This is a genomic window from Gemmatimonadaceae bacterium (assembly GCA_035606695.1).
Lineage (GTDB): Bacteria > Gemmatimonadota > Gemmatimonadetes > Gemmatimonadales > Gemmatimonadaceae > JAQBQB01.
In genome coordinates, this window is record DATNEW010000041.1 from 120,871 (window position 1) to 138,442 (window position 17,572).

The window sequence follows — 17,572 nt, forward strand, 5'->3', positions numbered from 1 at the left end:
GCACCTTCTTCCTCTCCCGAACCGGAGCTTCGCATGATCCGAAAGGCTCTCCTATTCGCCGCGCTCGTCGCGCTCCCCACTGCCTCCTTCGCACAGAAAGGCGGCCGCTCGCAGGCCGACAAGCACACGCCGCTCATGGACGACAAAGACAACACGCCGAGCGGACCCACGCTCCGCGTGCGCGACGTCGAAGACGTGAGCCCGATCAAGCGCCTGATCGACAAGCACAAGGATCTCAAGCTGAGCGACGAACAGATGAACGCGCTCAAGGAGCGCGAGAATGCGCTCCACAAGCAGAACGAACAGCTGCTCAAGTCCGTGGACTCGCTCGTGCACGAGATCAAGCAGGCTTCGCAGAGCACGTCGGATGAGTCGCGCGGCAAGGTGCGCGAAGCCGGATCGCTGCTGCACGCCACGCTGCAGCAGATCTCCGCGAACTACGACGCCTCGGCCACGGAAGCCACCGCGTCGTTCACTCCCGAGCAGCAAGCCAAGGCGAAGGAAATTCTGGCGAAGCTCAAGGAAGACACGGACAACATGATGCGCGAGCGTATGGGCGGCGGCGATCGTCGCGGCTGATGTCTCCCGTCTGATCGCGATCGATCAGTGCTCAGCGATACCCGGCGGCCTGCATGTGGAACAACTCCGCATACAGGCCGCCGTTCGCTTCCAGATCCACGTGGGTTCCCTGCTCCACGATCTCGCCGTTCTTCAGCACGATGATGCGGTCCGCCATGCGCACCGTCGAGAAGCGATGCGAGATGACGACGGCCATCCGGCCCGCCATCAGCTGATTGAATCGCACGAAGACGTCATACTCGGCGCGCGCGTCGAGCGCCGCGGTCGGCTCGTCGAGAATGAGCACCTGTGCATCGCGCATGTAGGCGCGCGCCAACGCTACCTTCTGCCATTCGCCGCCGGACAAATCCACGCCGCGCTCGAACCGGCGGCCGAGCATCTGGCGGTAGCCTCCGGCCAGACGCGGCAAGAGCGACGCGGCGAGCGACTTCTCGGCGGCAAGTGTAATCGGTCCCGGCGGCGGTTCGTCGGTGGACGTCGTCTCCGCGTCGAGATAGCTGCGCACCGCTTCGACTTCGCCGACGCCCACGTTCTCGTCGAAGCGCATGTCGTAGCGCACGAAGTCCTGAAAGATGACGCCGATCGCCTGGCGGACGGTCGCGAGGTCGTACTCGCGCAAATCGACACCGTCGAGCAGCACGCGACCTTCGCTCGGGTCGTAGAGGCGGGCAAGGAGCTTGGTGAGCGTCGTCTTGCCGGCGCCGTTCTCGCCCACCAGAGCCACCCGTTCACCGGGACGCAGGGTGAACGTCAGATGCCGAACCGCCCAACGCTCGCTCCCCGGATACCGGAAGCCGACGTCCTGAAACTCGAAGCCCTGACGAATCGGCCGCGGCACGGCTGGCGCACCGGGGCGATTCACGACGGTCGGCCGCATTTCAAAGAAGTCGTATAAGTCTTTTAGATATAACGTTTGCTCATAAATACCACTGGCCGACATCAACAGACCTTGAATCAGGTCTCGGCTCTGGCGGAACGAGGACGCCAGAAACGTGAGCGTGCCGATCGAGATCGCACCCGCCACGGCCCGCACGAGCACGATCACGTACGCGCCGTAATAGCCGAGCGTGCCGATCAGCGACAGCGCGGAGCCGACCAGGGCCCGCTGAACGGCCAGGGATTTATTCTCGTCGTAAAAGCGATCGGCGAGAGCCCGATATCGCGCGATGAGCCACGGCGCGAGCCCGAAGAGCTGCACCTCCTTTGCCGTCTCGTCGCTGGCGCCGACGTAGCGCACATAGTCCAACTGCCGGCGCGCCGGCGTACGCCGAAACATCAGCGAATACGACATCGCCGCGAATCGTGTCTCACCAATGAAACTCGGCATCACGGCGACCACCAGGAGCGCCAATAACCACGGCGCCTGCGCCGCGATCGCCACGCTCAACGACGACAGCGTGAGGAAGCTCTGCGCCATACCCAACAACTGCGCCAGGAGCGCCATGCGGCCGGTTGTCCCCTGCCGCGCGCGCTCGAGATGGTCGTAGAACTGCGGATCCTCGAACTGATACAGGTCGAGCGTGGCCGCATGCTCCATGATCCGAATGCTCACGCGATTCGTGAACAGATCGCCCAGCAACCCTTCGATCAGTCCCGACAGGCGTGCGAGCAGCTCGCTGACCACGACAATGCCCATCTCGAGCGCGACGAGCATCCACAAATGCCGCGTCGGGCCGCCGCGCTGCGCGAGCATGATCACTTCGTCGATGATCAGCTTCGCCACCCACAGGTTCGCCACCGGCACCGCCGACCGAACGAGGCGGAGCGCGATCATCGCCGCGGTGTACGGCCGATGCGTCTCCCACACCAGTCGCAGCAGCCACGGCACGAGACGCAGCGCCTTGAGCCGCTCGCGCAACGCGGGCCGCGGCGCGTTGGGATCGCGCGGCGGCCCGAAGAACACTGCCGGATGTGCCATGCCGAAACATAGAGACTACCGCTGCGCCACCGTCGACGCGCTGGTATCGGCGATGTACGAATAGAGCAGCCGCGTTCGCAAGTCCGTAATGCTTCGCGACGAGCTCCGCATCAACAGCTTGAACGCGTCGGCCGCCGCGCGGCGATTGCCGACGCGCAACTCCGAGATCACGACCCCGTCACGCAGATCGTCGGGATTGAGCCAGAGATCGCCGTTCGCGGCGGCGGGCATCAAGACATCAGCGGCGCGCGCCGACTCCGCGAAGTCCCACACCGCCAGTCCGTGGAGGAAATCGACCGCGGCGCGCGGGGGCGGCGGTGCGTTGGTGCGCGCGAGAAAGGCCCGCGTCCGAGCGTAGAACGCCGAATCTGCGACACCCGCCATTCCGCCGTGCACGGCCGCTTCGACTTGCTCGAAGGAGGCTGTCCACGCACGCCAGTCGAGCGGCACCTGGCCGGCGGCCATGGCCTCGTCGAACGCTTGCAGTCGCGATGCCGCGGCCGACGCGAGTGGGCCCGCACGCGGATCTCGATTGCGCATGGCCGCCGCGATCGCCATCGCCTGGAGGCGCGGCACGCCATCCACCACGGCGTACGAGTCGCCGAGACCGATGCGCCGGCGGTCCACCATCGCCGCGATGTTGACTCGGCCCGCCGGCAATCCGGCGAACCCCGTCGCCTGACTCTCCATGAACCGCGCGCGCTCGGCATTGAGATCGAGCGTCGGATAGAAATCCGAGTTCGCGTCGCCGGCCTCGCGCACGAGTGGGGCGAGCGAGTGTTCGTCGGCCATGCGCAGTGTCTCCATCGTCAGCGGCGTGATCGGCCACACGTGACGAAGATCCTCCTGCACCATCGGAAATTTGAAGATCGACCAATCGGGCGCCGGCAGCTGCTTTTCAGTCGTCGCCACAATCAGGATGTCGCGGCCCGAGATCTGAAAAATCGAATAGGTCGGGAAGTGCTGCGATAGCGCCGTGAGCACGCCGAGCACCAAGCCGTCGTCGATCTCGTAGAGGTGCAGCCACTGCGCGAACACGCCGCCCTTCGCGAGGTACGTGCTGATGCGGCCGTAAAACTCCGTGGTGAACAGCCCGGATACGCCGGACACCCACGGGTTGGACGGCTCGGAGACGATGAGATCGAACTTGCGGCCGCTCGCCGCGAAATAGGCGCGCGCGTCATCGATCGCGAACGTCGAACGCGGATCGTCGTACGCGCGGTGATTCGCGCGATAGAACTCGCGCGAAGCGTGAATCATCTCGGGCTCGATCTCGATCGTTACGACCTGCGTGAGCGCGGGACTGCCAAGCAGCGCGTGCGTCGTCATCCCCGTGCCGAAGCCGATCACCGCGGCGGTGCGTGCCCGCGGTGCGTGCGCCAGCGCAACCAGCGGAACGAACAGCTGCGTCGGCGCATCGTGCGTGAACGGACCGATCGGATATGTTCGCGTCGTGTCGAGCCACTCGGGCCCCAGCGAGCCGTCCGGTTTTCCATTCGTGCCGAGCGTGTAGCCGCCCGTCTCGGGAATGCGGCGTACGCTCACCGTCGCCGTGCGTCCGTCCTTGTAGAAGAGAATCGTGCGCGAGTGCGGCGCCTGCACGCCGCCGTAGCGGTACACGCCGCTCGTCAACATCGTCGGATCGAAGTCCGCGCGCACCGCGATCGCGACGAGCGCGAGCGCGGCCGCACCCGCCAGCGCGATCCTCGGCATCCACGTCGCGCGCGCGGTGCGCATCATCCCGCGCCACTCGGTAGCCAGCAGCACCACGCCGAGCGCGAGATCGATCGACGCGCCGGCGACCAGCAGCCACTTGAGGCCGAGCAGCGGCATCAGCACCAATCCCGCGAGGCCCGCGCCGACGATGGAGCCGAACGTGTTCACACCATACACCTGGCCGATCGCGCGCTCGCCCACGCCGACACCAACGAGCAAGCGCGTGATGAGCGGCAGCGTCATGCCCGCGCAGAACGTTGCCGGCAGCATGACCGACAGACACAGCGCGTACCGCGCGATGCTGAAGAACGTGTATCCCTGCGGCGTCTTCGCGAACGCGGCGATGAGATCCACCATCCAATAGAACGAGTGCAGATACACCGGCAGCGTCGCGATCGCGAGCGACCCCATCGCCAGTTGCACCATGCCGAGCAGACGGAGCGAATTTCCTCCCGCGTCCGCGCGGCGACGCACCCAGAAGGCGCCGAGCGCGAGCCCGAGAATGAACGCCGACAGCATCAGTTCGAACGAATGCGTCGCGCTTCCCAGCACGAGCGCCAGCATGCGTATCCAGCCGATCTCATAGATGAAGCTCGAGAGCGCCGTGCCAAAACTGACGATGAGCAGCAGGCGCCAGAGCGTGGGCCGCGACGCATCGTTCGTCGCGCTCGGCGCCACCGCGGGCGGCAGCGCCGCGTCGCCTTCCGTCGCGCGCGAGCGAATCGCGACGATCACGACACCGGCGACCACGATGTTGATCATCGCGGCGACGATCAGCGTTCCGGGCAACCCGGCGACGGCGACCAACCAGAACCCCGCGAGCAGCACGCCACCCGCGGCGCCGAGACTATTAGCAAAGTATAACATCGACAGCGCGCGTCCGGCCGATTGCGGAATGCGACGCACGACGCCCGCGCTCATGAGCGGGAACGTCATGCCGAGCAGAATCGATTGCGGCAGAATCAGCAGCGCTGCGAGACCCCATTTGGCGATCGTCTGCATCGGCCCCAGTCCCGCGGCCGGAAACACGGTCGCATACGCAAAGCCGGTCACGGAGACGAAGACGTCGTGAAAAACGAGACCGATGAGGCCCGTGACCAGCTCGACGATCGCGTACCAGTAGAGCGGCCGCGTCAGCCGCTCGCTGCGGCGTCCAACGAGCAACGCACCGATCGACATGCCGCCAAGGAAGATGACGAGCACCAGGACCTGCGCGTACGCGCTGTGCCCAACAAACAGGCCGAGGTAGCGGGTCCAGATCGATTCGTAGATCAGCCCCGCCGCGCCCGACAGGATGAAGACGGCGTAGAGAAGTCTCAGCATATGAACGGTCGACTGGTCGCGCGCGGGCCTCGTAACACCCGGCGACACCCGGCGACACCCGGCGACACCCGGCGACACCCCGCAACACCCCGTAACACTTGTGCGGACTCCGCCACGACCGATAAATTGCTTCAGCGGCAAGCACTTGCGAGCCGTCTAGCCGCGCAGAGCGTGGTCGGGGGGAGGTGGCCGAGTGGCTGAAGGCAGCGGTTTGCTAAACCGCCATACGGGCTTAAACCTGTATCGAGGGTTCGAATCCCTCCCTTCCCGTCCTTTGGAGCAGCACGAACGCTGATATGACAACTCGAAGAGCCCGCCGCCGGCGGGCTCTTCGTGCTTCGGCCGCGTGCGACGCCCAAACGCCACGCTGACCTGACAGGACGCTGATAGCTTTCCCGCCATGACGCACCGACTGCGCTTCGCACCGTCGCCGACCGGCTACCTCCACGTCGGCGGCGCTCGAACGGCCCTCTTCAACTGGCTGTACGTCAAGCACTATGGCGGCCAGTTCTTGCTGCGCATCGAGGATACGGACCGGGCCCGAAGCACCGAAGCAAGCACCCGCGCCATCTTCGACGGCATGGAGTGGCTCGGCCTCTTGTGGGACGAAGAGGTCGTATACCAGGGCGCGAACCTCGCGCGTCACCAGGCCGATGCGAAGCGCCTCCTGGACGAGCGGAAAGCGTATCGGTGCTTCTGCACTCCGCAGGAGCTCGACGAGCAGCGCAAAGCGGCTGAGGCACGCGGCGATGCGTTCCGCTACGACGGACGATGCGATCGCCTGGCTGCCGACGACGTCGAGCGCCGCGTCGCCGCGGGAACGCCGTTCGTCATTCGGTTTCGCATGCCAGGCGGCGTCACGTCGTGGACGGATCTCGTGAAGGGCAAGATCACGTTCGCGAACGCCGACATCGGCGAAGGGGATTTCATCATCCTTCGCTCGGACGGGACGCCGATTTACAATCTTGCAGTGGTATCGGACGACATCGCCATGCGCATCACGCTCGTGATGCGCGGCGACGATCATGTGTCCAACACGCCCAAGCAAATCCTGCTTTACGAAGCCCTCGGGGCGGCGCTGCCGGAATTCGCGCACCTGCCGAACATTCACGGATCCGATGGCAAGAAGCTGAGCAAGCGCCGCGGCGCCGTCGCGGTGAGCGACTATCAGAACATGGGCATTCTGCCGCAGGCGATGCTCAACTTCATCGCGCTGCTCGGATGGTCGCCCGGCAATGACATCGAGGTCATGACGGTGCGGCAGATGATCGATCTGTTCAGCACCGAGCACCTGTCGAAGAACGCCGCCGTGTTCGACATGCAGAAGCTGGAGTGGATGAACGGGCAGCATCTCGCGATGATGCCCGCGTCCGAGCTGCGCCCCTTGTTTCTCCGGGAGCTCGGCGACTCGGATCTCGGGGAACAGGCTCGGTTATTGGACGAAAGGGATCTGGACGCGCTCATCGATGTGTTGAAGGTTCGATCGCGCACGTTGCACGACATGGTTCGGCAGTCCGCACCCTTTCTCAGCGTATCGATCACGTACGAGCCGGAGGCAGCCGCGAAGGCGTGGAAGGACCGGGACGCGAGCGCGGACGTGTTGCGGGCGGCGGCTGCGACGTTGGAATCGCTGGATGATTGGTCGGCCCCGAGCCTGGAAGGCGCCCTGCGATCCCTGGCTGAATCGCGCGGACTCGCCGTGGGAAAACTGTTCGGCCCGCTCCGGGTCGCTCTGACGGGCTTGAGCGCCAGTCCCGGCATCTTCGACGTATTGACGTTGCTCGGTCGAACACGCTCTTTGGAACGGATTCAGACCGCGGTGCGTTACATCACTGGAAACGCTTGACGAGGAGCGTTGACCGCGGACGGCACGCTACCGTACATTAGGGCCACGAGCTACGCCGGGCCCTCCGATGCAGAGGCCCGGCGTCTTCATAGTGGTACGACGGGGGCAAGTCCATGGCGGAGCCACTCACGCAGCTGGAACGGAAAGTCTATCACTACATGATAGACTTTCTGGCTGAGAACACCTATCAGCCAAGCATCCGCGAGATCGCGCGGAAATTCCGGATCAAGTCGACCAAGACCGTCTCGGACCTGCTCCATTCCCTCGAGAACAAGGGATTCATCGAGCGCGACGAGTCGCGTTCGCGCGGAGTGCGTCTGATCGGCTTCGCGGCGGCCGGAGCGACACAGCCGATTCCGTATTACGGGAAGATTCACGCCGGCGAGCCGACGCTCATGCCGGAGAATCGGAAGGGATTCATCACGGTCGACCGGCGTTTCCTGCCGGGCGACGACGTGTACTTCCTCAAGGTGAAGGGCGACAGCATGGTCGGCCGCGGCATTCTCGAGGGCGACTTCGTGATGGTGAGCCCGCGCGCCATTCCGAAGGACGGCGACATCATCGCGGCGCGCCTGGGCGACGACGCGACGATCAAGACGCTGCGCCACCAGGGCTCGGCGGTCGTGCTCGAGCCCGCGGACGACGGCGAGCGGTCGATCGAAGTCGGGCCGCACGACGACTACGCGGCGCTCGGCGTGGTGTGCGGCGTCTTCCGTCCGTTCTGGGAGCAGGAGCCGCCGCCGTCGATGCCGGCCGAGGACGCGACGCCCGTTTCCTGAGTCATGGTTAGAAAATGATAATGCCAGTTCTCATATATGAGCACTGGCATTTTTTCACGTCGTGGGAAACGAACCTGCCCGTCACGGCACGATCGGCTGCGCCTTGGCTTTCGCCTCTTCCGCTTCGCGCTTCTCGCGGTCCTTGCGTTCGCGAATCCGCCGCACGGCGGCCCGGAAGTCGTCCTCGCTCAAGCCCTGCGAATGCGTGTAGATGTCGTTCCGAATCCACTCCGCATTGCGGCTGCGCATGATCTCGGCGCCGTCGGCGCCGCCGAAGTTGAACGGCAGCGCGGCAAGGATCGCCGACGGAATCTTGAAGCGGCCAAGGTAGATATAGGACGAGTCGAGCCCGTACTTCCCGCCGTTACGCTCGAACGTCCAGTCCTTGGGACTGCGGCCGGCGTGCGCTTCGGCCTCGACCTCGGCTTCGCGGTACGCGAGATAGATCGCCTTCACCGCGCTGTCGTTGCGCGCCGCCATCGACATCGGCACGCGAAGCGTGTTCGGCCGCAACTCGATGCGCGGATCGGGCATCGCGGGCTCGACGCCCGTGGCCATGCCCGCGGGCGCCGTTCCCGTCCCGCCGACGACACCCAATGGGTTGCCGGCAGGCGGAGTCGCCACAGCCGGCGCGGGAGGAATCTCCGTCGGAATGCTGGTCGGCGCGACGAGCGGCGGCGGCGCGACAACTACTTTCTTGGGCTTGGCCTTCACCTCGGTCGTGCCGAGCGGCGCCGCGGGCGCCGGCCGAACCTGCAGATAGTGAATGCGTTCGGCCGGTGTGAGATCGCGATTGTTGAACAGCGAGGCGATCGGGTACGTGAAGGTGATCGACGCGATGAGCGCGATCACGACCACGTGCACCACGACCGACACGACGATCGACGTCTTGCGATCTTCTCGCGGTCCGAACAGCCGCGCGTTCATCAGACGGCGGCTCCGGCGGCGGCAGGCTCGTGGCCGGTCACGCCCGTTACACCGGTCATGGCCGCGAGTATCCGCCCGGCGCGCCGCGCCGCTTCGGCGATGCGCTCCGGCGACGTGATGAACGAGATGCGGAAGAATCCTTCCCCGCCCGCGCCGAAGCCCGATCCCGGCATGACGACCACCCCTTCCTCGTCGAGCAGGCGATCGGCGAACGCCGCGCTGGCGATTCCCTCGGGCAGCGGAATCCACAGATACATCGTGGCGCGCGGCGTTTCACAGTCGAAGCCCGCGGCGCGGAACGCCTGGACGGCGGCGTCACGCCGCGCCTGGAACGTGGCGAGATTGCCCGGCAGAAATTCGTCGTAGCTCTCGATGGCCGCGACGCCCGCCGCTTGCACCGCCATGAATTGGCCGGTGTCGGTGAACGACTTGACCTTGGTCAGCACCGACGTGATCTCCGGCGCGGCGGCGGCCCAGCCGCAGCGCCAGCCGGTCATATTGTACGTCTTGGACAGCGAATGGAACTCGATCGCGACGTCGCGCGCGCCGTCGATCTCGAAGATCGACGGGGGCACATAGCCGTCGAACGCGAGCTCGGAGTACGCGTTGTCGAACACGAGCAGAATGTCCCGCTCGCGGCACTGCCGCACGATCCGCTCGAGATAGTCCCGCGGGGCGATCGCCGCCGTCGGATTATTCGGATAATTTAAATAAAGAACTCTCGTCGAGCGCAGGACGTCGGCCGGGATCTCGTCGAGATCGATCAGGAAGTTCGTGCGCGGCCGCAACGCGTAGCGATACGGCGTGCCGCTCGCGAGCATCGTTCCGCCCTGATAGGCGTTGTACCCGGGCTCGGGGATGATGGCCGTCGTCCCCGGCTCGAGATACGCGAGCGCCAGGTGCGAGATGCCTTCTTTCGAGCCGATGAGCGGCACGATCTCGGTCATCGGATTGAAGGAGAGCCCGAAGCGCTTCTGCATCCACGCGGACACGGCCTCGCGATAGGCCACGAGGCCCATTCCGAAGCCGTAACGTTGCATCGCCGGCGTTTCCGACGCCTTGGCCAGCGCCGCGATCGCCTTGGGCGGCGGTGCCAGGTCCGCATCGCCCGCGCCCAGGTCGATGACGTCGACGCCGCGCGCGAGGAGCTCGCGCTTCTTCTGCGGTATCGTCGCCAACGGATACTCGGGCAACGTCTGAAAACGACCGGCGAGCTTCGGCACTACGCGTCCTTGGCGACTGGGTTCTTCACACGGCTCACGCCGACGATCTCAACTTCTACCTCGTCCCCCGGCGAGAGTTTCCCCACGCCGGCCGGCGTACCCGTGCAGACGAGATCGCCCGGCTCGAGTGTCATCACGTTCGAGATGTAGGCGAGCACGTCCGGAATGGAGAAGACCATGTCCGATGCCTTGCCTCGCTGACGTTCCACACCGTTCACGCGTGTCACCACTTCCAGGTCACGAAAATCTGCGGGGGGAGCCGCCGGTTCCCCGATGGGACAAAAGGTGTCAAACCCCTTGGCCCGCGTCCACTGCGACTCGGCGCGCTGAAGATCGCGTGCGGTCACGTCGTTGACGGCCACGACGCTCTGTATGGCCCCGCGCGCGTCCTCAGAGTTTACGCGCCGCAGACGCTTTCCGATGATCACCGCGATCTCGCCCTCGTATTCGATCTGCTGTGATTCAGGCGGCAACACGATGGAATCGCCGTTCCCGATCACGCTCGAGGGCGGCTTGAGAAAAATTAGTGGCTCTTTCGGAACATCATTGCCCAGTTCCTTGGCGTGGTCGACGTAGTTGCGGCCGACACAGACGATCTTGCCCGGACGATTAGCCATTGTTCCTCACCTGGGCGTTACGCGCCTGCGCTCGGAATTCCGCGTTTCTGAGGATCATTGCTGGTAGAAGGAGTTGATGGTTTCGAGGAGCTCGGTCCAGCGTCCCACGATGCGCCGCGCCGGCGGCAGGCCCTCCAGCAATCCGCGGCCGTAATTCTTCGTCACGACACGCGGATCGGCCAGCACCACGACGCCCCGATCGGCCGCGGTGCGCACGAGACGGCCAAAGCCCTGCTTCAATCGTAACGCGGCGTGGGGCAGCATGTATTCCTTGAACGCATCGCCGCCGCGCGACTCGATCGCCTCGCAGTGCGCGGCCGTGATCGGCTCGGTCGGCACGCGGAACGGCAGTTTCGCGATCAACAGCGCCCGCAATGCGTCGCCGGGTACGTCCACCCCTTCCCAGAACGACGCGGTGCCGAGCAGGACGGCGCCGCCCGAATCGCGAAAACGCGCGAGCAGTTGGTCGCGCAATTCTTCACCGTGCACCAGGAGCGGCCAGCGGCGGTCGGCGCCCCGCGCCCGCAGCTCGCTCGCCATCGCGCGCACGTCCTTGTGGCTGGTGAACAACACGAACATGCCGCCGTTCGCCGCGTTGGCGAGATCGAACGTCGCACGCGCGACGGCGGCAAAATGTGAACTCGGATTCACATTTGGCGCGGGGATGTCGCTCGGGATGGCGAGCAGCGCCTGATCACGATACTTGAATGGCGATGGAAACACGCCGGTGCGCGGCTCGAGCTCCGGATCGTTCAGGCCGAGCCGCGCGCTCAGGAAATCGAACTTGCCGTCGGCCGTGAGCGTGGCGCTCGTCACCACCGTCGTCTCGGCGCGCTTGAACAGATCCTCGCGCAGAATCGGCGCGAGATCGAGCGGCACGGTGGAGACGCTGACGGCGCGATCGCGGCCCTTCGCTTCAATCCAGCGAACCGTGCCCGCGCCGGGACCAGGATCGAGTGCGGCCTTGAGACCATCACCCGCCAATTGCAGCCGGCGCGTGACGGCGCGCATCTCGTTCAACAGCGGCATCACGGAATCGTCGGGCCGCTTTCCTCCCTCGATGCGCTCGCGCACGAGCTGCAATCCTTCGGCAAGGAGGTCGATCTCGTTCGTCGTGTCCTGCAGCGCGACGCGCAAGCCGGCGCGCCAGATCGGATGGCCGGCAAACTCCTCGGTGAGCCGCACGACGGACTCGCCGCTCTCCTGCAGGAACGTATCGAGCAGATCGAAGAGCAGCGCGCTCTTGTCGCGCACCGCGTGCACGCCCGGCGACAATCGCGAGCCGACGAGATCGAGACTGGCGACGCTGAGCAGATCGTTCGACGACGACAAGCGCGCGATCAGTGCGCTGAGCAATCCCTTGCCGCGGCGATCGAGCCGATTGAACAGTCGCTGCAGCGAACGGCGAGACACCGTCGAGCCAAGGTGCGCGGCGGCGGCATCCTCGAGATGGTGGCCTTCGTCGATCACCAGTCGGGTGTACGCGGGCAGCACCGCGGCTTCGCCCCAGTTGCCCGACACGCGCCGCACCGCGAGATCAGACAGCAGCAAGTGATGGTTGACGACGATCACGTCCGCTTCCGCCGCCTGCTTGCGCGCCTGAAACAGGAAGCACTTCGAGTACACGGGACAGCGCGCGCGCTGGCAGATGTCCGGCTCGGCCGACACTTCGTCCCACACTTCGGCGCGCGGGGCGACCGTGAGATCGCTCAGCGAGCCGTCGCGCGTGCGCTCCGACCATTGCTGAATGGCGTCGAGCTCCTGCTGCAGCCCGTCCTCGAACAGCGCGTTGCCGGAGGCGCGCGCCTGCTCGAGCCGCACGAGGCACAGATAGTTGCGCCAGCCCTTGAGCAGCGCGAAGCGCACCTTCTGATCGTCGAGCGCGCGGGCAAGAAACGGCAGATCCTTGCCGACGAGCTGCTCCTGCAGGTTGATCGTGTTCGTTGACACGATCGTGCGCTCGTTGTTCGCGTGTGCCCATCGGAGCGCCGGAACGAGGTAGCCGAGCGATTTGCCGACGCCCGTTCCTGCCTCGAGGAGCGCGACGCCGCCGTCGTTGTAGGCGCGCGCGATTTCGGCGGCCATGGCGCGCTGGCTTGGACGGTCCTCGTACCGCGCGTGCTGGCGCGCGATGAGCCCATCAGGTCCCAGATCACGCGCGATGGCGTCCGGCGCGATGGACGATAGCGAGCGCGCCGCCGGCACTTCGACGACGACATACAGCTCGGTTGCGCCGTTGTCGACGATCGCGAACCCAATCCCGTCGTCGTGAAGTCGCGCGGCAACATCGAGGTCGGGCCCCGATGGCGAGAGGTTTCCCGACGGGTGGTTGTGGATGAGCATCTCGCCGCGATTGGCGAAGCCGGGGAGCGCGAGCACGCAGCTCGAATCGCCGCGCGCCACCGTGCGAACCGTCTGCACGACGCCTTCGCCGTCGATGGAGCCGACGAAGCACACCTCGCGGCCGCCTGCCAGCCGAATGGCCGCGCGAACGGCGACGGCAGCCTTGGGGCTCAGCCGGGCGGCTGGATCGGCTGCGACGGAGGGGGGCATACACCCGAAAATTAACCGATAGCGCACCTCGCAGATAGCGTGATCTGCCCATGTCACGACGGACGCGGCCGTCCGACTATTCCGCATCACTCACCGGTTCGATGCCGGAGGAAATCATGCGTGCCGTCCATGTCGTGCCGCTTGTCCTCGTTGCCGCACTCGCCGCCTGCGGCAGCCCCTCGCCCACCCCTGACGTCGCGCATCCGGTGGTCACCGGCAACGCGGCGGAGCTCAGCCGCATCGTGACGGGACCGCAAGCACACTTCTGGCCGCGCCCGTCGCCGGACGGCAGCATGCTGCTCCTGCACGTGCGCGACGATTCGAAGCTCGGCGACGACCGGTTCAGCATCGTCAAGGTGGACATCAACAAACCAGGCCGCACGCTGGTCTCGGAGCGCGCGGCAGGCGAAGCGTCGTGGTATCCGGACAACTCGAACTTCGTGTACGTGACGACGCGCACGGGCACCTCGCGTCTGGTGCGCTCGTCGATCGCGGGCAACGCGTCGGGCATGACGTTTCTCACGCCGAGCACCGCGGGCGAGTACGAGACGACGCCCGACGTCAGCGCCGATGGAAAGAAGATCGCGTTCGTGACGACACTCGATCGGCCAAAGCCCGGTCAAAAGGATTTCGTCGGAACGCACACGCTCGCGACCATCAACACCGACGGATCATCGTTCACGATCTTCGCCGAGGGCGAGTACCCGCGCTGGTCGCCCGATGGAAAGCGACTCGCGTACGAGCGACTCGTGGGCCAGCATCGTCAGATCTTCACGATCGATCTGAGCTTCGGCGGCCAGGTCACGCAGCTCACGTCGGGCGAGGAGTTCAACAATGAGTTTCCGGCGTGGTCGAGCGACGGCAAGTATCTGGCGTACGTCTCGACGCGCGACGGCGCGCGCAACATCTGGGCGATGCACTCGGACGGCACGCAGCAGACCCAGCTCACGCGCGGCAAGAACGACGACGATCATCCGTCGTGGTCGTCCGACGGCTATCTCTACTTCAGCTCGAAAGCGGCCGGCAATTACGAGATCTGGCGCATTCGTCCGCTGCTTGGCGGACCGGTGGCGTCGGGCTCAGGTTTTTAACGGCTTCTTCTTCGCCGCGGGGAACAGCACGTTGTTGAGAATGAGCCGGTAGCCCGGCGAATTCTTGAACAATGAAAGATCCGTTGGCGGATTGCCGATGGCGTGACGCGGGTCTTCGGGATCGTGGCCGCCGTAAAAGGTCCACGTTCCCTTCCCGTAGTCGCCGTGGATGTACTTGACCCACGGCGCACCTTCCTCGTTCGCCAGGATGATGTCGCCGGGCTTGAGGACCGCCTTGTTGAAGCTCGTCGTCACGCCGTAGAAGTCGTTGATCACGGCACGATGATTCTGCACCAGCATCGACGGCACCGGATCGAACTTCGCCGAGAAGTTGAAGAGCGTGAAGGTGCCGAGGGGCTGCTGGCGACCGGGGACGTTGACCTGATGGCCGTCGATGTCGCTCATCGCGTTCACGAACGGCGACTGCTCGAGGTGGGCGTCGCGGAACGCCATCGCGCGCTTCCAGTCCATCTTGCGGTCGGCGTCGGGATCCATCGGTGTCCCGTCGAGAAAGCTCTGGGCGATGTCGACGTTCTTGCCGGCGATCGCCAGCTCGAGCGTCTCGGTGGCGCCGCACATCGCGAACAGAAAACCGCCGCGGTCCACGAACTCACGAATCTTGTCCGCGACGTCCTTCTTGAGCGCCGGGATGTTCGCGAAGCCGAGCCGCTTGGCTTCGGCCGTGTTTTTCTGGAGCAGGTCGATGAACCACGGGGCATCGCGATAGCTCAGATAGAACTTGTTGAGCTGGCCGGTGAAGTCCTCGTGATGAAGGTGCAACCAGTCGTATTTCGAGAGGTCGCCGTGCTCCACCTCGTCGTCGTAGACGGAGGTGTACGGAATGCCGGCATAGTTGAGCGCGAGGGTCACCGCGTCGTCCCACGGCAATTCTTCGGACGGACGATACACCGCGATCTTCGGCGCTTTCTCGAGCGGCACTGCTTCCATGTTGTTCGACGCGATCTCGGCCCGAATCTGACCGAGGCGGCCGTTGTCGATGGGTTCGATCGTGATGCCGGCCAGTCCCGCCTGCCGCCGAAGCTCCGGCGTGTCGGCGAGGAGGAAGGAGCCACCGCGATAGTTGAGCAGCCATTCGGCCGACGCGCCGGCTTTGATCGCCGTGTACGTGAGGCCGTACGCTTTGAGATGATTCTGTTGCGCGTCGTCCATCGGCACGAGCAGGCGTTGCGCGCGGGCGGCGTTCGCGGACAGCGCAAGCGCCGCCAGCCCGAGCATTATGAAACGATGAAATTTATACAAGATGATGAATCTCTAATTCGGCGGAATGGCGGCTTTCGCGAGATCGAGCTCGCGCCGCGCCTGAGGCACGAGCGCGCTGCCCCCGTAGGTGAGAATCAAATGCTCGAGGTGCGCGGCGGCGCCGGACGCGTCGCCGGCGCGGCGCAGCGTTCGCGCCCACTCGAGCTCGGCCTGCGGTGCCTCCGGAGAGTCGTTCTCGGTGTCGAGAATGCGCTTCCACAGCGCGATGGCGTCAGCGTCGTTGCCGCGCCGCGACTGAATCTGCGCGGCGCTGAGAAGCAGGAGCGAGCGAACGACGGGCGTTTTGTCGGCGGCGTCCACGAACTGGGCGGCCGCCGCGGTGCTATCGCTTCGCGCGAGCGCGAGGAACGCCTTGCCGATCGCCGGGGCCGTGTCCGCCTTGATGCGCGCGATGAGCGCAAGCGCCATCGCAAGCTCGGGTGAGCTCTCGGTGCCGCCGCGCAGCAGCACACGGGCCGTTTTCAGATTCCCTTCATACAACGCGAGCCAACCCGCCGCGTCGCTCGAGTCGCCCTCGGCTCCCGTCGCCGCCAAGGCGGCGCGCGCGCGATTCATGTCGCCGGTGCGCACCCAGCCCCAGGCAATCGTGCGAATCAGCGAGTTGTGCGCGCCGGGCGAGATGAAGCGATCATACGCCGCCACCATGCGCTCCGCTTCCGCCGGCCGGCCGAGCGACGACAGCGCGCGGGCATAGAGCGGCACGTAGGATTTGGCGATGAGCGCCGAGTCACCGTTGGCATCCGCCAGCGGTGCGAGCCGGAGCGCGGCCGCCGCGTCGCCGCCATTGAGCGCGGCCGTACCGGCGCGCAACGCAACGTCCGGCGTGTGCTTCCAGCGCAATGCCGCCTCGAGCGCCTCGCGGGCGAGCGTCCAGCGCTCCTCCGATTCGGCGCGCTTGGCGAACTCCGACCACGCATCGGCCGCGGCGCTGTCGGGCGGAATGGACTTGAGCGCATTCCAGCCGTCGCTCGCCGATCCCCAACTGGTCTCGAGATCCGCCAGCGCGCGTCGCGAGGAGACTTCGATCGGCAACGAAAGAAAGATCTCCCGCACCTGCGGTCGCGACGACATCGGCGTCGGCGCGAGCGCGTATGCCGCGGCCTGCTCGAGGTAGTCCGCCTTGATGAGCGCCTGGCGCCATGCCTGCGCCGATTCGACCCACTGCCCCTGCGCGGCGCGCGCTTGAGCAACCTCTAATTGCAGATCTTTAGTCGATCCAAGCGTCATGTTCGCGCGCGCGAGCACGCTGTCGGCGGCCGCGGAGCGGTTGCGCTGCAGCAGCAAGTCGGCGTACTCGCGGTACGGCGACGGACTGTCCGGCACGTCGTGCACCCACTTGTCGAACGCCGCGCGCAAGGCGGCCTCGCGGCCGAGCGATTGCAGCGTGCGCAGCTGTACGGTGCGATACGTCTCTTCGTGCGGGTTGGACGCGATCAACGTATCGAGCGTGGCGACGAGCGAGTCGGACTGGCCGATCTCGGCGAGCACTCGTTCCAGACCGAGGAGCGCGTTGACGCTGGCGGGCGTATGCAGCGCGACGCGAAAGAGCGGCGCCGCCTCCTTGTACTTGCCGGCGGCCTCGAGATCGAGGGCCTTGTAGAAGGCCATCGTGTCGGCGGGCGCTTGCGCGGCGATGGTCGGTGGGCGGCGGGCGATGGGCGCAATGCCGATGGCGACCATGAGAAGCGAGCGCCGAACGCGCGCGGCGTTCACGCCCAT

The 17,572-nt window shown here is 65.7% G+C and carries 12 protein-coding genes and 1 tRNA gene; 5 read left to right on the forward strand and 8 right to left on the reverse strand.

Translation table 11 applies throughout. The features are described 5' to 3' along the window. The first annotated feature begins 33 nt into the window (after nt 1-33). Entirely contained in the window at nt 34-579 is a 546-nt protein-coding gene (locus VN706_22330) for a hypothetical protein (protein HXT18383.1), read from the forward strand. Nucleotides 580-610: 31 nt separating this feature from the next. Here the strand turns inward: VN706_22330 and VN706_22335 are convergent, their stop codons facing one another. Together VN706_22335 and VN706_22340 are read right to left on the reverse strand one after the other, a co-directional pair. Then, nucleotides 611-2,497, reverse strand: a complete 1,887-nt coding sequence (locus tag VN706_22335) for an ABC transporter ATP-binding protein (protein ID HXT18384.1) — start codon at nt 2,495-2,497, stop codon at nt 611-613. A 15-nt stretch (nt 2,498-2,512) separates the two neighbouring features. Next, nucleotides 2,513-5,536 (reverse strand): fused MFS/spermidine synthase, encoded by a 3,024-nt coding sequence (locus tag VN706_22340; GenBank protein HXT18385.1) that lies wholly within the window; start codon nt 5,534-5,536, stop codon nt 2,513-2,515. Between the two features lie 179 nt (nt 5,537-5,715). On the opposite strand from VN706_22340, the gene VN706_22345 reads away from it, so the two are divergent. From VN706_22345 to lexA, 3 genes are all read left to right on the forward strand, one after another. Further along, nucleotides 5,716-5,806, forward strand: a tRNA-Ser gene (locus tag VN706_22345). A 130-nt stretch (nt 5,807-5,936) separates the two neighbouring features. Then, nucleotides 5,937-7,382 carry a glutamate--tRNA ligase gene (gene gltX, locus VN706_22350; GenBank protein ID HXT18386.1) on the forward strand — a complete coding sequence of 482 codons (1,446 nt, stop codon included), beginning with the start codon at nt 5,937-5,939 and terminating at the stop codon, nt 7,380-7,382. Between the two features lie 113 nt (nt 7,383-7,495). Further along, nucleotides 7,496-8,161 (forward strand): transcriptional repressor LexA, encoded by a 666-nt coding sequence (gene lexA / locus VN706_22355; protein ID HXT18387.1) that lies wholly within the window; start codon nt 7,496-7,498, stop codon nt 8,159-8,161. Between the two features lie 81 nt (nt 8,162-8,242). Here the strand turns inward: lexA and VN706_22360 are convergent, their stop codons facing one another. From VN706_22360 to VN706_22375, 4 genes are read right to left on the reverse strand one after another with little or no spacing between them, the layout of a single operon-like run. After that, nucleotides 8,243-9,088 (reverse strand): hypothetical protein, encoded by an 846-nt coding sequence (locus tag VN706_22360; GenBank protein HXT18388.1) that lies wholly within the window; start codon nt 9,086-9,088, stop codon nt 8,243-8,245. Further along, nucleotides 9,088-10,311, reverse strand: coding sequence for an aminotransferase class I/II-fold pyridoxal phosphate-dependent enzyme (locus VN706_22365; protein ID HXT18389.1), 1,224 nt, complete (start codon nt 10,309-10,311; stop codon nt 9,088-9,090). The genes VN706_22360 and VN706_22365 overlap by 1 nt, the downstream gene beginning before the upstream one ends. Then, nucleotides 10,311-10,928, reverse strand: coding sequence for a fumarylacetoacetate hydrolase family protein (locus VN706_22370; GenBank protein HXT18390.1), 618 nt, complete (start codon nt 10,926-10,928; stop codon nt 10,311-10,313). The genes VN706_22365 and VN706_22370 overlap by 1 nt, the downstream gene beginning before the upstream one ends. A gap of 54 nt (nt 10,929-10,982) precedes the next feature. Beyond that, nucleotides 10,983-13,481, reverse strand: a complete 2,499-nt coding sequence (locus tag VN706_22375) for a helicase C-terminal domain-containing protein (protein HXT18391.1) — start codon at nt 13,479-13,481, stop codon at nt 10,983-10,985. 116 nt (nt 13,482-13,597) lie between these two features. Here VN706_22375 and VN706_22380 point away from each other — a divergent pair, with 116 nt between their 5' ends. Then, on the forward strand, nt 13,598-14,572 hold the full coding sequence (locus tag VN706_22380; protein ID HXT18392.1) for a hypothetical protein: 975 nt from the start codon (nt 13,598-13,600) through the stop codon (nt 14,570-14,572). On the opposite strand, the gene VN706_22385 is transcribed toward VN706_22380, so the two are convergent. Both VN706_22385 and VN706_22390 read right to left on the reverse strand, forming a co-directional pair. Continuing rightward, complete coding sequence (locus VN706_22385) at nt 14,561-15,808, reverse strand: hypothetical protein (protein ID HXT18393.1); 1,248 nt, start codon at nt 15,806-15,808, stop codon at nt 14,561-14,563. The genes VN706_22380 and VN706_22385 overlap by 12 nt on opposite strands. A 36-nt stretch (nt 15,809-15,844) precedes the next feature. Then, the gene (locus tag VN706_22390) at nt 15,845-17,572 is read right to left on the reverse strand and encodes a hypothetical protein (GenBank protein HXT18394.1); all 1,728 of its coding nucleotides are present in this window, start codon (nt 17,570-17,572) and stop codon (nt 15,845-15,847) included.

Coding starts and splice junctions, on each gene's coding strand:
- VN706_22330 (HXT18383.1), top strand. CDS start 34: ATGATCCGAAAGGCTCTCCTATTCGCCGCGCTCGTCGCGCTCCCCACT.
- VN706_22335 (HXT18384.1), bottom strand. CDS start 2,497: ATGGCACATCCGGCAGTGTTCTTCGGGCCGCCGCGCGATCCCAACGCG.
- VN706_22340 (HXT18385.1), bottom strand. CDS start 5,536: ATGCTGAGACTTCTCTACGCCGTCTTCATCCTGTCGGGCGCGGCGGGG.
- gltX (HXT18386.1), top strand. CDS start 5,937: ATGACGCACCGACTGCGCTTCGCACCGTCGCCGACCGGCTACCTCCAC.
- lexA (HXT18387.1), top strand. CDS start 7,496: ATGGCGGAGCCACTCACGCAGCTGGAACGGAAAGTCTATCACTACATG.
- VN706_22360 (HXT18388.1), bottom strand. CDS start 9,088: ATGAACGCGCGGCTGTTCGGACCGCGAGAAGATCGCAAGACGTCGATC.
- VN706_22370 (HXT18390.1), bottom strand. CDS start 10,928: ATGGCTAATCGTCCGGGCAAGATCGTCTGTGTCGGCCGCAACTACGTC.
- VN706_22375 (HXT18391.1), bottom strand. CDS start 13,481: ATGCCCCCCTCCGTCGCAGCCGATCCAGCCGCCCGGCTGAGCCCCAAG.
- VN706_22380 (HXT18392.1), top strand. CDS start 13,598: ATGCGTGCCGTCCATGTCGTGCCGCTTGTCCTCGTTGCCGCACTCGCC.
- VN706_22385 (HXT18393.1), bottom strand. CDS start 15,808: ATGCTCGGGCTGGCGGCGCTTGCGCTGTCCGCGAACGCCGCCCGCGCG.
- VN706_22390 (HXT18394.1), bottom strand. CDS start 17,572: ATGGGCGTGAACGCCGCGCGCGTTCGGCGCTCGCTTCTCATGGTCGCC.